The sequence below is a fragment of the Rhodococcus sp. KBW08 genome (genome assembly GCF_003852455.1).
GTDB classification, from domain to species: Bacteria; Actinomycetota; Actinomycetes; order Mycobacteriales; family Mycobacteriaceae; genus Rhodococcus_F; species Rhodococcus_F baikonurensis.
The window spans coordinates 89,466-104,465 of record NZ_QAJJ01000002.1 but is presented as its reverse complement, the minus strand read 5'-3'; the positions used below and the strand labels follow the sequence as shown (position 1 = coordinate 104,465).

At 63.1% G+C, this 15,000-nt stretch carries 16 protein-coding genes; 10 read left to right on the top strand and 6 right to left on the bottom strand.

Going from position 1 to position 15,000, the window contains the following annotated elements; translation table 11 throughout:
* Positions 1-14: 14 nt before the first annotated feature.
* Entirely contained in the window at positions 15-440 is a 426-nt protein-coding gene (locus DBV08_RS00800; protein ID WP_124566253.1) for a pyridoxamine 5'-phosphate oxidase family protein, read from the bottom strand.
* A gap of 157 nt (positions 441-597) precedes the next feature.
* On the opposite strand from DBV08_RS00800, the gene DBV08_RS00795 reads away from it, so the two are divergent.
* Together DBV08_RS00795 and DBV08_RS00790 are read left to right on the top strand one after the other, a co-directional pair.
* Positions 598-1,893 (top strand): aromatic acid/H+ symport family MFS transporter, encoded by a 1,296-nt coding sequence (locus DBV08_RS00795; protein WP_124566252.1) that lies wholly within the window; start codon positions 598-600, stop codon positions 1,891-1,893.
* Between the two features lie 50 nt (positions 1,894-1,943).
* Positions 1,944-2,942 (top strand): DMT family transporter, encoded by a 999-nt coding sequence (locus tag DBV08_RS00790; RefSeq protein WP_185564418.1) that lies wholly within the window; start codon positions 1,944-1,946, stop codon positions 2,940-2,942.
* Here the strand turns inward: DBV08_RS00790 and DBV08_RS00785 are convergent.
* The 3 genes from DBV08_RS00785 to DBV08_RS00775 all read right to left on the bottom strand — a co-directional run bounded on the left by DBV08_RS00785 (position 2,904) and on the right by DBV08_RS00775 (position 4,960).
* Positions 2,904-3,737, bottom strand: a complete 834-nt coding sequence (locus DBV08_RS00785; RefSeq protein ID WP_124566251.1) for an SDR family NAD(P)-dependent oxidoreductase — start codon at positions 3,735-3,737, stop codon at positions 2,904-2,906. The two genes, DBV08_RS00790 and DBV08_RS00785, sit on opposite strands and share 39 nt — an antisense overlap.
* Positions 3,734-4,231, bottom strand: a complete 498-nt coding sequence (locus tag DBV08_RS00780) for a nuclear transport factor 2 family protein (protein WP_124566250.1) — start codon at positions 4,229-4,231, stop codon at positions 3,734-3,736. Before DBV08_RS00780 ends, DBV08_RS00785 begins: the two co-directional genes overlap by 4 nt.
* 93 nt (positions 4,232-4,324) lie before the next feature.
* A complete protein-coding gene (locus tag DBV08_RS00775; RefSeq protein ID WP_021333000.1) occupies positions 4,325-4,960 on the bottom strand; it encodes a TetR/AcrR family transcriptional regulator in 636 nt (211 codons plus the stop codon).
* A gap of 83 nt (positions 4,961-5,043) precedes the next feature.
* Here DBV08_RS00775 and DBV08_RS00770 point away from each other — a divergent pair, with 83 nt between their 5' ends.
* Entirely contained in the window at positions 5,044-6,468 is a 1,425-nt protein-coding gene (locus DBV08_RS00770) for an MFS transporter (protein ID WP_124566249.1), read from the top strand.
* A gap of 54 nt (positions 6,469-6,522) precedes the next feature.
* On the opposite strand, the gene DBV08_RS00765 is transcribed toward DBV08_RS00770, so the two are convergent.
* Together DBV08_RS00765 and DBV08_RS00760 are read right to left on the bottom strand one after the other, a co-directional pair.
* On the bottom strand, positions 6,523-6,978 hold the full coding sequence (locus DBV08_RS00765; protein WP_124566248.1) for a ferritin-like domain-containing protein: 456 nt from the start codon (positions 6,976-6,978) through the stop codon (positions 6,523-6,525).
* Positions 6,975-7,427, bottom strand: coding sequence for a hypothetical protein (locus DBV08_RS00760; protein ID WP_095970751.1), 453 nt, complete (start codon positions 7,425-7,427; stop codon positions 6,975-6,977). Before DBV08_RS00760 ends, DBV08_RS00765 begins: the two co-directional genes overlap by 4 nt.
* Before the next feature lie 271 nt (positions 7,428-7,698).
* Between DBV08_RS00760 and rimP the strand changes: the two genes are divergently transcribed.
* The 7 genes from rimP (at position 7,699) to DBV08_RS00725 (ending at position 14,995) form a co-directional block, all read left to right on the top strand.
* Complete coding sequence (gene rimP, locus DBV08_RS00755) at positions 7,699-8,319, top strand: ribosome maturation factor RimP (RefSeq protein WP_124566247.1); 621 nt, start codon at positions 7,699-7,701, stop codon at positions 8,317-8,319.
* On the top strand, positions 8,316-9,347 hold the full coding sequence (gene nusA / locus DBV08_RS00750; RefSeq protein WP_124566246.1) for a transcription termination factor NusA: 1,032 nt from the start codon (positions 8,316-8,318) through the stop codon (positions 9,345-9,347). Before rimP ends, nusA begins: the two co-directional genes overlap by 4 nt.
* A 44-nt stretch (positions 9,348-9,391) precedes the next feature.
* Positions 9,392-9,742 (top strand): YlxR family protein, encoded by a 351-nt coding sequence (locus tag DBV08_RS00745; RefSeq protein WP_095970750.1) that lies wholly within the window; start codon positions 9,392-9,394, stop codon positions 9,740-9,742.
* A gap of 108 nt (positions 9,743-9,850) precedes the next feature.
* Entirely contained in the window at positions 9,851-12,796 is a 2,946-nt protein-coding gene (gene infB, locus DBV08_RS00740) for a translation initiation factor IF-2 (protein WP_124566245.1), read from the top strand.
* A 113-nt stretch (positions 12,797-12,909) separates the two neighbouring features.
* Complete coding sequence (locus DBV08_RS00735; protein ID WP_003942205.1) at positions 12,910-13,200, top strand: DUF503 domain-containing protein; 291 nt, start codon at positions 12,910-12,912, stop codon at positions 13,198-13,200.
* Positions 13,201-13,510: 310 nt separating this feature from the next.
* Entirely contained in the window at positions 13,511-13,990 is a 480-nt protein-coding gene (gene rbfA, locus DBV08_RS00730) for a 30S ribosome-binding factor RbfA (RefSeq protein ID WP_095970657.1), read from the top strand.
* A 12-nt stretch (positions 13,991-14,002) separates the two neighbouring features.
* Positions 14,003-14,995: a bifunctional oligoribonuclease/PAP phosphatase NrnA gene (locus tag DBV08_RS00725; protein ID WP_095970656.1), complete on the top strand. Its 993-nt coding sequence runs from the start codon at positions 14,003-14,005 to the stop codon at positions 14,993-14,995.
* Positions 14,996-15,000: the final 5 nt, after the last annotated feature.

Below are 15,000 nucleotides of genomic sequence, written 5' to 3'. Positions count from 1 at the left end.
TTTTCGGTGAAGTGTCAGATCGACCCGAGATCCGCAGACAGCCAGTGCTGCGGATTCATGTAGATCGCTACCTGCTCACCCAACTGCGACCGCGCGAATTCGAGATACCCGTCGACCTTGTCCGGGGTCAAATAACGCCGCGAGACTTCGACCAGCATCTCGTCGGTGCCCGGAACGATCTTGTCGACGGATCCGCTGACGCTGACGTAACGGATTGTCGGATCGAGCCTTTCGGCCATCAACGAGAAATGTCCGGCCGACTCGATGAGTCGTGCCTTTCGTGAATCCTTGCCCGTGAGGATCCATGGATTGCCACCGGGTGAGTACAGGTACCAGATCGGGACGGTCAAGGGACCGCGTTCGGCGCCGTCCGCTACGGACAGCGCCCCGATGTGGGGTTCGGCCAGAAACTGTTCACGCTCATTTTCGGAGAGTGCCATTCCTCGAGATTACCGCGACGTTTGACACGGCGTTGTGACTCCGTACACAATCGATGTGCTCATTATGAACAGGCGTTCGCAATGCGAACATTTCGATCTGAATTACTGGATCTGAACCGGTCGCGAACGCCCACAAGCAGTGAATGTCGAGGATCCGATGACCGCACCGCATACGCAGTCGAGTTCAATTACCGGTTCGCGTGGGGCGCGTGCCGCAATGTGGGTGGCACCGTTGTGTTGGATCGCTGTGCTTCTGGACGGATTCGACCTGGTCGTACTCGGCGCGGTCATTCCTTCGCTTCTCGACTACGACGCGTGGGGATTGAGTACCGGCACGATCACGATGATCTCGACCTTCGGGCTCATCGGCATGACCATCGGCGCCCTCGTCATCGGCACTCTCACCGACGTCATCGGTCGACGCCGCGCGCTGCTGTACGCCGTTGCCGCATTCTCGATTCTGACTCTGTTGTGCGCAATTGCGCCCAATCCGTTCATCTTCGGACTGCTGCGCTTCCTCGCCGGTGTGGGACTGGGTGGCGCCCTGCCGACGGCATTGGCTCTGGTCAACGAATTCTCGAAGAAGCAAGGCGGGGGATCTGCGTCGACCATGCTGATGACCGGCTATCACGTGGGCGCCGTTGCCACCGCCGCGCTGGCCCTCGTCGTGATCGAGCCTTTCGGTTGGCGAGCGATGTTCGTTGTCGGCGCACTTCCTGCCGTCGTCCTCATTCCACTCATGTTGCGGTATCTGCCGGAATCCCCGTCATACCTTCTCGCTCACGGAAAGCGTGCCGAGGCCGAGGAAATCGCTGCCCGCTACGGCGTCGAACTCGAGGCTGCGCCCACGTCCGAAGCTGGTCGCGCCGAAGCTGCCAATCCCGTTCGCGCACTGTTCTCTTCGAAGTTCCTGCGTAACAGCATCGCCATCTGGATCACCAGTTTCATGGGCTTGCTACTCGTCTACGGATTGAACACGTGGCTTCCGACGATCATGCGCGAGGCCGGATACAACCTCGGAGCGTCGTTGACGTTCCTTCTGATCCTCAATGCCGGAGCCGTCGTCGGACTGTTGATCGCCGGGGGTGTGGCGAACAAGATCGGCCCGCGTACCGCGGCCATCGTGTGGTTTGCCGGAGCGGCGTTGTTCCTGGCGCTACTGAGCGTGAAGGTGTCGTTCGGGATCTACGTGATGGTCTTCCTCGCCGGATGTTTCGTGTTCAGTGCGCAGGTATTGGTCTACGCCTTCACCAGCGCCAATCACCCACCTCAGATTCGCGCGACAGCGCTCGGATGGTCGGCAGGCGTCGGCCGGGTCGGTGCCATCTGTGGCCCGATTCTGGGCGGAGTTCTCCTGGGTGCGGGGTACGCCGTGCCGTGGGGCTTCTACGCTTTCGCGCTCGTCGGACTGCTCGGTGCAGTATCGATCTCCTGCACGCGGGTGCGCATCTGAAAATGTCAGTTTCGTAGCTTGGTGCGCTACTGCTATCGTTGAACATGAGTATGAAGAGTAGCGCTATCGTCGCGTCACAGGCACCGCTACCGGTGGCATCGACACGATCCGGTTTGTTGTGGGGATTGCTCGGAGTGCTGGCGTTCTCGTTCACCGTTCCGCTCACGCGGGTCGCCGTCGAGGATCTCGACCCACTGTTCGTCGGTGCGGGCCGCGCCGTCGTCGCCGGAGCCCTTGCGATTGTGATGCTGTCGGTTACTCGCGCGACGCTTCCGACACTTCGGCAATGGCTGCGCATCGCACTCGTGACCGTTGGTGCAGTACTGGGGTTTTCACTGTTCACCACGTTTGCATTGCAGACCTCGCCGGCGAGTCACGCGGCAGTCGTGATTGGGTTGCTTCCCGCGGCGACTGCGGTATTTGCCGTCGTTCGAGGAAAAGAGCGTCCCAGTAAGGGATTCTGGTGGGCGAGCGCCGCCGGTGCGGTGTCCGTCGTCGGATTCGTGGCCGTCGCCAACGGTGGACTCGGCTCGTTCCATCTCGCTGATCTTCTTCTGTTCGCCGCGGTTGTCTGTGCAGCACTGGCATATTCGGAAGGTGCGTTGCTGGCCCGCGAGATCGGGTCGTGGCAGACGATTGCCTGGGCGTTGATTCTCGGACTGCCGGTCACGATTGCGTTGACGGTGGCGTCCATGGCACAGGCTCCGGTCTCTGCCGATATCAACTCGTGGCTTTCGTTTGCCTACCTGGGATGCGTGAGTATGTTTCTCGGATTCTTTCCCTGGTACCGAGGTCTGGCGATCGGTCCCATTTCCACAGTGAGCCAAACACAGTTGGTTCAACCGGTGCTCAGCATTGCCTGGTCGGCGCTCATACTCGGTGAGGCGTTGTCACCCTCGATCGTGGCCGGCGGCGTCGTCGTCATCGGGTGTGCCTGGCTTGCCCTGAAGGCCCGAGTGGCAGCGCCGCGTGCTGTGCCGGCACGCGACGCGTCTACTGCCACCGATGATTCAGAAAAGCGGGCCGCCACCGAAGGCACTGCGGTGTGACGCAGGTTGTTTCCCGTTGGCGTCGGTGATTCCGTACTCGACGGCCGTCTCCGCCGTGATCAGCGTGTGACCGCTACGCGCGTTCACTTCCGGATCGTTGGCCAATGCAGTGATGACTTGGCCGACGAACTCCGGGGTTTCGGCCTCGGCCAGTGAGAAGCCTTCGAAGCTCTCGATCCCACTCGCCTCCATCCGCTCGTTGCGGATCAACCCGAGCCAGAAGGAAAGTGCGGTGACGCCGGTTCCCTTCAATTCGACAGCCATGTCCGCGGCCATCTTGTCCAGACCTGCCTTCGACATCCCGTACAGCACAGAGTGCAGGTACCCGCGGGTCCCGAACGACGAGATGTTGCCGATCACTCCACTGCCCCGGGGAACCATCAACTTCGCCGCTTCCACCGAAGCAACGTAGTGAGCGCGCAGTCCGATCCCGATCAGCGAATCCCAATCGTCGATCGGCCTCTTCCAGAATGGATCGGCGAAGCCTGCATAGCCCGCCGGATTGGCCCAGACGTTGTTGACCAGAAGATCGAGGCGGCCGGACTGTTCCTCGGCGATACGTGCGAACAGGTCGACGATCTGTTGATCGTCGGCGTGATCGCACTGCACGGCAATGCCGTGACCACCGCGTTCGATGATCTCCGCTGCGGTGCGATCGAGGGGGCCGTCGGCGCCGACGGTTCCTCTCGCCGTCACGTACACCGTCCAGCCGTCGCTTCCCAGGGCGAGGGCAATGCCCTTGCCGACGCTCCGGCTGGCTCCGGTTACGAGCGCAACGTTTCCGTTCGTCGTCATCGCGGCCCACCCAACGAACCCTCGGCGATATCAGCGTCCGGGGACAGGGGGGTCGTAATCGACCACGTCTCCGTGAAATGGCATTGACTCATTTTCCACACACCGTCCTCGATCACGTATTTGTCGTCGTATTCGCCGGTCATCAACTTCTCGGTGCGTCCGACAGTGTCGACCTGGCGGAACTGCAGGGTCCATCGCCCCACCGCCGACGTCTCCGAGGTCAGTGCGATGTCGGGATGCAATCCGTGATGCATGTCGAGGACCGCGTACCGGCCGTCGATCTTCCGAAGAGCGATCTTCTCGAAGATGTCCGCCATCGGCCCGGCGTCGTCGAACGCGCCGAGGCGGCCGTAGTCGATCGATGCTCCTGAACGGATGAAGCTGCTGCGGAACCGAACCGGATCCTTGGCGTCACAGGCTCGCCAGTAGCCATGTTTGAGCTTCTTGATTTCCTCGATCTGTTCGAGCGCGTCGAGGCGTTGTGCGAGATCCACCGTCGGTCCTTTTCGTCTGGGTTTCCCGGAGACATGTCGGATCGACTGTAGGGTGTCCTCAGTCACATGTGTGTAGTTTTTCCCAGTGACCGGTCAGGAAACGGTGTCGGTTTCGCTCGAGGATTCGTCGCCGGTGAGAGTGATTGCAGTCGAGTCGCTGAAGACGCTGCCCCACAGTTCGCCGAGGGCCGGATCTTCTTCGGCGTGTTCGGGTGCCATCATCGCGAGCAGATTGTTGATCAGCATGCCGTTCGCGATGAACAAGCGCGCTTGCTCGGGCGTGCAACCGGTGCGCTCACGCAGCAAGGTGTAGATGCCGGACATGGCGTTCCGGGACACCGCGGCGACGTCGTCGGTGCTGGTTGCGAAGCCGTGCAACATGACAAGCAGTAGATCCCGGTCGAGAACCAGCTCGCCGTAGGCGGATCCGAGTTCGGCCCAGAACTGCGGATTGCTCGGATCGATTGTGACGGTGTCCAATTTGTCGTTGAAGGTGCGAACGATTTCGTCGAGCGCGCGCGTGAACACCGCGTGGAACAAATCGGCCTTGGTTCCGAACATGCGCACGACGTACGGCTGCGAGACGCCGGCTTCCTTGGCTACGGCGTCCGTGCTGGTGCCGGAATATCCGCCCTTTGCGAACGCTCGCGTTGCCGCGGCAAGGACCAGTGCGCGACGTTCCGGTGCGCTCATCCTGCGGGTACGTGGTTCAGCTGCACCGATCGACATGTTGACACGTTATCACCGGATAGCTTAGTTTCGACTTAAGTAATCATTCAATGCCTTAAGGCACCTTCACTCGAGGAATCGCGATGACCGTTTTGACGAAGTCCGGATCGGACGCCGCATCCGGGTCGGAAAGCAGTGGAGGACGTAAGGTTCCGATCGCGATCGCGATGGTTGCTGCCTCTCTGCCCATGTTCATGGCCACCCTCGACAACCTCGTGATGACGAGCGCGCTGCCGGTGATCGAGAAGGAACTGAACGCGTCCGTCGGGCAACTCCAGTGGTTCATGAATGCGTACACGCTCTGCTTTGCGACGCTGATGCTTTCGGCGACGACGCTCGGCGATCGGTGGGGTCGCCGCCGTATGTTCGTGTTCGGAATCGGGCTGTTCACGGCGGCATCGATCGCTTCGGCGCTGTCCACAACCCCAGGCTTGCTGATTGCGGCCCGAGCCTTCCAGGGCGCCGGTGCTGCCGCGATCATGCCCCTCTCGCTGACCCTCCTCGTCGCAGCGGTACCGGAAGCCAAGCGCGCCATGGCAATCGGCGTGTGGGGTGGTGTCTCCGGCCTGGGAATCGCGATGGGTCCCGTGGTCGGTGGAGCGGTAGTCGACGGGTTCTCGTGGCAGGGGATCTTCTGGATCAACGTGCCGGTGGCGATCGTTGCTGTTCCTCTTGCGTTGTATGCGTTGCGTGAATCGACCGGTCGCACACAACCTCTCGACCTTCCCGGTGTCGCACTCGCCGGACTGGGTGTGTTTCTGGCGGTGTGGGGAATCGTTCACGGCAACGACGACGGCTGGGGATCGTTCGGAGTGGTTGCGTCGTTGGTCGGTTCCGCAGTCGCCTTGGCGCTCTTCGTTCTTCGCGAGATGAAGACGTCACATCCGGTGATGCCCCTACGTCTGTTCCGCTCACGGAGCTTCTCGATGGCGAACGTCATCGGCTTGACCTTCTCGATCGGGATCTTCGGAGCGGTGTTCCTGCTGTCGCAGTACCTCCAGATCGTGATGGGCTACAGCCCGTTCCAAGCAGGCCTGCGGACGCTTCCGTGGACGGCAGCGCCGATGATTTTCGCTCCTCTCGCCGGTTTTTTGGCGCCGAAGGTCGGGCTCCGTTCACTTCTGCTGACCGGTCTACTGCTCCAGGCCGGAGCACTGTTCTGGTTGGCCGCGTTGATCGGTCCCGACGTGACGTACGGTTCGCTGGTTCCGGCTCTACTGATGGCGGGAATCGGCATGGGCTTGACCTTCGCGCCGAGTTCGACCGCGGTACTCGTCGACATGGACGAGCCTGATCACGGAACAGCCAGTTCGACGAATTCGACGCTTCGCGAGATCGGTGTCGCACTGGGAATCGCGGTTCTCACAGCGGTCTTCCTTGCCGCCGGTGGTGCGCTCACCCCGCTTGGCTACGGCGACGCCCTGACACCCGCGCTGCGCGTCGGCGGTTGCTTCGTGCTGGTGGCCGTGGTCGCGGCGTGGTTCGTGCCCTCGCATCGAAAGGCCTGAGCCACTGCTGTGCGCCTTTATCAACCCCCGGCGGTTAATAAAGGCGCACAGCAGTTATGAAGTGGGGTCCCCCGGGAAGGCTGAGGTGGCCGGAGCCGTTCCCAGCGCGGACCGCCATCCGGCGCCGCGGATTGCCGCATCGGTGAGGCCGTCGATTCCGAACGTGCGGAGTTGGTCGGTATCGACCTGTTCGACGAATGCCCGGTAGGTCACGGCGGTATCGGATTCGATCTGCGCTGCCAGTTGTGCCGCGGTAACGGCGTCCGTCACCGGGAACGGAATCTCGTAGGCTGCCGCGGCTGTCGGTGGGGTCTCGCCCGCGTCGGTCGACAGGGCAACCAGCGCATCACGTCGCGCGCGGTGCGCGGCCGTATGTGTGGCAACTTCGTTGACACGGGCAGGATTCGAAAACGCGGCAACCACTCCGTACGCGAAGATCGCGGCATTCTCTGATTCGATCGCGGTCAGCAAGGCAGAACTCTCGGATCGACGGGTGTGCGAAGTGATCACGGAAGCAACACCGCAACCTGAGTCGAGCACGACGCGCTGATCGAGCCGAGCAGGCCCGCGCGATAGCCGGACATCGTCCGAGCGAGATCCGCGGCACTGCGCGCCGAATCAGCCAGCGAGGTACTCAAGGATTCGACGCCGGTTGGAGCGTTTGCGACCGAGGTCGACGGGGGTGCAGTGGTCGTAGCGGCGCCGCCGCCCGCTGCTCGTGCAATCTCGGCGTCGAGTTCGAGTGCATGCGCTGTGCGTTCGGCGCTGATCGTGGTCAGTGATGCCGACTTGTCCGGTGCGAGTGCGATCGCGGCGGTTGCGGCGGCAGCGTCGGCGCGAGCTCGCTCGGCCTGGGCCGTCAGCTGGTCGACTTCTGCAGCCGCCTCCGCTGTGCCGTCGTCGGTGCAGGCGGACAACGAGAAGGCTGCAGCGCCCAACGCTGCTGCGGTTCCCGTCATCTTGAGCGCACTCCGCCGGGAGAGTGAGGTAGTAGTCATGGGCGTCAGCACCAGTCCATCGTGCCAGGTGGTCGGCCGATCGTTCGAATCCGCGCGTCGTGTTCAAGTGTGACGTGCGTCGGGCACTCTGGTCACGGAGACGCGCAATGAGCGGTACTCTTGGATGCTTGCAGCATGTGGCACCTGGTGTCTTTTCATGCTCGCAGCCGCCCACGTCGACAGTCGACACAAGTCGGACAATCGACGACAACTGAAATGAGGAGTTCGCGAGATGCCGGTGCCATCCAGGGAGAGGGTGATCGAGCTGATCTCCGAACTCGTGCACGCCCAGGGTTACGACGTCGAGGACGTTGTCGTGACCAGTGCGGGCAAGCACAGCGCGGTGCGCATCATGGTCGACAGCGATGCCGGGATCGAACTCGATGCCGCCGCAGAGATCAGCAGACTCGTTTCGGAACTTTTCGACAGCCTCGAGGAAATCGGTGAAACGCCGTACACCCTCGAGGTGACCTCTCCGGGAATCGATCGCCCACTGACGCTCGAGCGTCACTGGCGTCGGGCTCGCGGACGTAAAGCGCGTATCGATCTGGCCGGCGAGACCGTGGTGGGCCGTATCGGAACGTTGAACGACGATTCCGTGGCGGTTGTCATCGGTGGCCGCGGCGGGCTGACCGTGCGCGAGATTGCTCTGGACGACGTTCAGAAGGCCATAGTTCAGGTGGAGTTCTCGAAGCCCAGTGAGGCGGAATTGGAACTCGCGGGCGGCATCCCGGAGGGGCGCGCAGTTCCCTCGGATGCGGTTGACCTCACCGATGACTCGGGCGTGGACAGTGTCGAAGACGACGAAGCAGAATTAGAAGACGTAGAAAACGAAGAAGGGTTCGACAAGTGAATATCGACATTGCAGCGTTGCGAGCGATCGAAGCCGAAAAGGGCGTTTCGATCGAAACTGTGATCGCCACGATCCAGACCGCGCTGCTGACGGCGTACCGCCACACCGAGGGGCACAAGCAGAACGCTCGGATCGATGTCAACATCAAGACCGGTTCGGTGCGAGTGATGGCGCACGACACCGATGCCGACGGCAACATGATCGGTGAGGAGTGGGACGACACTCCCGAAGGATTCGGACGCATTGCGGCTACCACCGCACGCCAGGTCATTCTGCAGCGTTTGCGAGACGCCGAGCACGAGCGCAGTTTCGGTGAGTTCTCGACCCATGAGGGCGAGATCGTCGGCGGTGTCATTCAGCGTGACGCGCGTGCGAACTCTCGCGGAATGGTCGTTGTGCGCATCGGCAGCGAATCCAATGGCGCAGAAGGATTGTTGCCGCCTGCAGAACAGGTTCCCGGCGAGAATTACGAGCACGGTGAGCGCATCAAGTGCTACGTCGTCGGAGTTGCTCGCGGCGCCCGTGGCCCGCAGATCACCCTCTCGCGGACTCACCCGAACCTGGTTCGCAAATTGTTCGCACTCGAGGTTCCGGAGATCGCGGACGGCAGTGTCGAGATCATCAACGTCGCGCGCGAAGCGGGACATCGTTCCAAGATCGCCGTTGCCTCACGCGTGCAGGGGCTCAACGCAAAGGGTGCATGCATCGGCCCGATGGGTCAGCGCGTCCGCAACGTCATGAGTGAACTCGCGGGGGAGAAGATCGACATCATCGACTTCGACGAAGATCCCGCGACGTTTGTGGGCAACGCACTTTCCCCGTCGAAAGTGGTCTCCGTCACTGTCGTCGATCCCGAAGCTCGTGCAGCCCGTGTCATCGTGCCCGATTTCCAGCTTTCGTTGGCCATCGGAAAAGAGGGTCAAAATGCCCGTCTGGCTGCGCGGTTGACGGGTTGGCGTATCGACATTCGTAGCGATGCGGCACCCGTTGGTGACGCGTCCGACCGGCCCGCCACGTCCAACGGATAACGGTGGAATGCAGTGATCGAGACGGTTCGGCGGTAGAGTGGACAATGGTTCGACGTGAGTCCTCGGATTCTGCGCGCGTGAAACCCGGTTCGCCGGTCAGAACGTGCGTGGGGTGCAGGGAACAAGGGTCGGCTGTCGATCTGTTGAGGGTCGTGGTTGGTGAGCAGGGGCCGGAGGGTTCCCCGCTGATCCCCGACGTATCGCGAAGACTCCCCGGTCGAGGTGCATGGCTGCACCTGGATCCGAGTTGTCTGAGCCTGGCAGAGCGGCGCCGAGCATTCAGCAGAGCACTGCGAGTGTCCGGAAATCTGGACACGTCCGCTGTCGACCAGCTGGTCGACGCAGTTCACACAAAAGCAGTACCTCTCGAGAAGAACAGGCACAAGCACTCATGAGCACACCGTGAAGCACCAACGATGAACGTCCATCGGCGATAACCCGAGGTCGTGCGGGACCCACATCTGTGGGATGCCTCCTGCTCGACCTCATCAGTGAGGAGAGCAGTGGCAGGCAAGGCCCGCGTGCACGAGTTGGCTAAAGAACTCGGTGTCACCAGCAAGGAACTACTCGCAACGCTCAAGGAGCAAGGCGAGTTCGTGAAGTCTGCGTCATCCACAGTGGAGGCGCCCGTCGCCCGTCGTCTGCGGGAGTCATTCCCGTCGGCAGGCGGAGCAGAAACCAAGTCCGAGACCGGCGCAGCCGCTCCGGCGGCTCGGCCCGCGGCAAAGCCAGGCGCACCGTCGCCGTCAGCTGCAAAGCCCGGTGCCCCGCGTCCCGGCCCCAAGCCGGCCGCACCCGCACCGGCGGCTCCCGCAGCACCGGCACCGGCAACCCCCGCGGCTCCCGCAGCTGCTGCTCCGGCAGCACCGTCGGCGCCGGTCCCCACCCCGACGTTCAACGCTCCGAAACCAGCACAGCCGGCACGTCCGGCTCCGGCTGCTCCCGCAGCGTCGGCTCCGGCAGCCCCCGCGGCTCCGGCAGCACCGTCCACCGGCGCAAAGCCCGGCGGACCGCGTCCGGGACCGAAGGCACCTCGCGTCGGTAACAACCCGTACTCCTCGGCTCCCGCCGAGCGTCCGGCACCTCGTCCCGCTCCCGGCGCACCGCGTCCGGGTGCAGGCCAGGGCGGTTCTCGTCCGGCTCCGGGTCAGGGCGGTCCCCGTCCGGCTCCCGGCCAGGGTGGACCTCGTCCGGCTCCGGGTCAGGGCGGTCCCCGTCCGGCTCCCGGCCAGGGTGGACCTCGTCCGCCTGCAGGTCAGGGCGGACCTCGCCCGAGCCCCGGCTCCATGCCTCCTCGCCCGAACCCGGGTGCAATGCCTGCTCGTTCCGCTCGTCCCGCGCCAGGTGGCGGCGGACGTCCGGGTCGTCCCGGTGGCGCTCCCGGTGGTCGTCCGGGTGGCGGCGGCGGTGGATACCGCGGCGGCGGCGCTCCCGGCGCCGGTGCTGGTGCAGGTGCTCCCGGTGGAGCAGCTCCGGCCGGTGGATTCCGCGGTCGTCCCGGCGGCGGTGGCCGTCCCGGTCAGCGCGGCGCAGCGGCAGGTGCATTCGGTCGTCCCGGTGGAGCAGTTCGCCGTGGACGTAAGTCGAAGCGGGCGAAGCGCGCCGAGTACGAAAGCATGCAGGCTCCCGCAGTCGGCGGCGTCAGGCTGCCACGCGGCAACGGCGAGACCATCCGTCTCGCTCGCGGCGCATCGCTGTCGGACTTCGCGGACAAGATCGATGCGAACCCCGCAGCACTCGTGCAGGCGTTGTTCAACCTCGGTGAGATGGTCACGGCAACTCAGTCGGTCAACGACGAGACGCTGGAGCTGCTCGGCGGCGAAATGAACTACGTCGTGCAGGTCGTCAGCCCGGAGGACGAGGATCGCGAGCTGCTCGACAGCTTCGACCTCACCTACGGCGAGGACGCCGGCGGAGAAGAGGACCTCGAGTCCCGTCCGCCTGTGGTCACCGTCATGGGCCACGTCGACCACGGTAAGACCCGTCTGCTCGACGTGATCCGTAAGGCGAATGTCCGTGAGGGCGAAGCCGGCGGCATCACGCAGCACATCGGTGCCTACCAGGTGCTGACCGAGCTCGAGGGCAACGAGCGTCTCGTGACGTTCATCGACACCCCGGGTCACGAGGCCTTCACGGCCATGCGTGCTCGTGGTGCCAAGGCCACCGACCTCGCGATCCTTGTCGTCGCAGCCGACGACGGCGTCATGCCGCAGACGGTGGAAGCGATCAACCACGCCCAGGCGGCCGACGTGCCGATCGTGGTCGCGGTGAACAAGATCGACAAGGAAGGCGCGAACCCGGACAAGATCCGGCAGCAGCTCACCGAGTACGGACTGGTGGCCGAGGAATACGGCGGAGACACCATGTTCGTCGACATCTCGGCGAAGCAGGGTCTCAACATCGACGCACTGCTCGAAGCAGTGCTGTTGACGGCCGATGCTTCCCTGGATCTGCGCGCCAACCCGGACATGGACGCTCAGGGTGTTGCCATCGAGGCGCACCTCGACCGTGGCCGCGGCCCCGTCGCTACCGTGCTCATTCAGCGCGGAACGCTGCGGGTCGGCGACTCGATCGTTGCCGGTGATGCTTACGGCCGCGTCCGCCGCATGGTGGACGAGCACGGTCAGGACGTCCACGAGGCACTGCCTTCACGTCCGGTCCAGGTCATCGGCTTCACGTCGGTCCCCGGTGCAGGCGACAACCTGCTCGTGGTCGACGAGGACCGTATCGCTCGCCAGATCGCGGACCGTCGCAACGCACGTAAGCGCAACGCGCTTGCAGCGAAGAGTCGTAAGCGCATCAGCCTCGACGATCTCGATGCAGCTCTGAAGGAACATTCGCAGCTGAACTTGATTCTCAAGGGTGACAACTCGGGAACCGTGGAGGCTCTCGAAGAGGCTCTCCTCGGCATTCCGATCGACGACGAGGTGCAGTTGCGCGTCATCGACCGCGGTGTCGGTGGCATCACGGAAACCAACGTCAACCTGGCTGCTGCGTCCAACGCGATCATCATCGGCTTCAACGTCCGCGCCGAAGGCAAGGCAACGGAGCTGGCGAACCGCGAGGGCGTCGACATTCGCTACTACTCGGTGATCTACCAGGCCATCGACGAGGTCGAGAAGGCACTCAAGGGCCTGCTCAAGCCGGTGTACGAAGAGGTCGAGCTGGGCAAGGCAGAGATTCGCGCCATGTTCCGTTCGTCCAAGATCGGCAACATTGCCGGTTGCTTGGTCACCTCGGGCAGCATCCGTCGCAACGCCAAGGCACGTCTCATCCGCGACAGCAAGGTCATCGCCGAGACGGTCACCATCTCCTCGCTCAAGCGGGAGAAGGAAGACGCCACCGAGGTTCGCGAGGGCTACGAATGTGGTTTGACCGTCACCTACTCCGATATCAAGATCGGTGACGTTCTCGAGTGCTACGAGCTTCGCGAGAAGCCGCGCGACTGATTATGTCGACACGGGCGTTGGGGCGGACGCACGTGAGTACTAGCTGACATGGACTCTTCCGGACTTGAACATACAAGTCCGGAAGGGTCCATTCGGCTCTGTCTAGGGGGAAAATGTTTGTAGGGGCACTGGAGTTCGACATCCTTTTCGGTGATGTCCACTCACTCAAGGAAAAGCGTTCGATGTTGTCGCCGATCCTGACGGAACTTCGTCGATTCGGTGTGAGTGCAGCGGAGGCGGGGGAGCAGGGACGCCTGCGTCGAGCGCTCGTGGGCGTCGGTGTGGTCAGTTCGTCCGTCGATCACCTGCACGATGTTCTCGATCATTGTGAGCGGGCGGTGGCCGAGCGTCCGGAGATTCAGTTGCTGGCTGTGCGAAGGCGAATCTTCGGCCCGGAAGACTGAGTGTCACTGGTCGGTGTCGGTGAGTCGCTCCCCGAGACGGCGTACCGAATCGAGTTGGTTGGCAAGGGATTAGGCGTCTACGGGACCAGCTGTGACGGTATCTGTGCTCACGGTCGGCGCACGCGGAGACTGTGGCGATCGACAACGGCCCTGCCGGCGGTGGCTTGTCGTCGAAGACCTCTGCGGATGGTGATTTGGTTGCCGGGTAGCCGATGGACGAGACTGTTGTCGGTAATAATTCTTGTTAACCAGAACTTTGATCGATCGAGTCACCTCGATTCGAGTGGCCAGGTAGAGGAGACTGACAGTCATGGTAGATCCAGCCCGGGCACGCAAGCTGGCAAAGCGTATCGGAACCATCGTCGCGACGGCGATCGATCACGAGATCAAGGATCCGCGGCTCGCATTCGTCACCATCACGGACACCAAGGTCACCAATGATCTGCACGACGCGACGGTGTACTACACCGTTATGGGTGAGAAGGTCGATTCCGCGCCCGACGTGGAAGCTGCCGCTGCGGGTCTGGAGAAGGCCAAGGGTGTTCTGCGCTCGAAGGTCGGCGCCGGAACCGGAGTCCGGTTCACTCCGACTCTGACCTTCGTCGCCGATACCGTTCCCGACACCGCGCGTCATATGGAAGAGCTGTTGGCCCGGGCCAAGGCCGCCGACGACGAGGTCGCCAAGGCTCGTGAGAACGCACAGCCCGCCGGAGATGCAGATCCGTACAAGGAACCGCGAGTGGCTGCGGACGAAGACGCGGCGTCTCCAGATGTTCGTGAAGCCGACTGACGCGCACCGAGAATGACGATCACCGCACTTTCGGACGTCGACCCCTGCGCGGCGAAATTCGCTCAGGTGGCCGAGGTGCTCGAAGCAGCACACTCGGTGACGATTCTCTGCCACGTGCAGCCGGATGCGGACACGATCGGTAGTGGACTTGCACTCGGCCTCGTCCTCGAGCGTCGGGGAGTTTCGGTTCAGGTCGCGTTCAGCCGGCCGTCGGCGCTGCCCGAGTCGATGCGTGATTTCCCCGGTGTGCACCTGCTCGTGGCTCCCATCGACGTTCGGGAAAACGTCGACGTGCTGGTGACCGTGGACGTCGGCAGCGAGGGGCGGCTCGGTGAGTTGGCGAGTCGACTCACCGGCGCACGTCGCACGATCGTTCTCGATCACCATCGCTCCAATTCGGAGTTCGGAACGATCAACGTGGTCGACGAAACCGCGGCTTCGACGACGGCACTCATCGCACGATTCTTCGATGCGTGGGGAGTCGCGATCGATCGCGATATCGCGCACTGTCTCTATGCCGGACTGGTCACCGACACCGGCTCCTTCCGGTGGGGAGGTCCGCTTCCACATGTGCTCGCGGCGCGTTTGCTGGCGACGGGCATCGACGGCGACGCGATTGCGCGAAAGCTGCTCGACACCCATCCGTTCGGGTGGTTGCCGATGCTGGGTTCGGTACTCGGGTCCGCAGTGTTGATTCCGGACGCCGCCGCCGGCCGTGGGCTGGTGTACGCAGTGATTCGACGCAGTGACATCGGCGATCTTCGCTCCGAGGAGATCGAGAGCGTCGTCGATATCGTGCGAACCACTTCGGAAGCCGAAGTTGCCGCTGTACTCAAAGAGTCGGTTTCCGGAAGCTGGTCGATCTCGTTGCGTGCAAAGTCGGCGATCGACGTGTCGGCGGTCGCTGAAAGTCTCGGTGGCGGCGGGCATCGGCTGTCGGCCGGATACACGTCGACCACGTCCAGCGACGAGATTGTTGCCGCGCTCGTCGCGGCACTCGGCTGAATCCG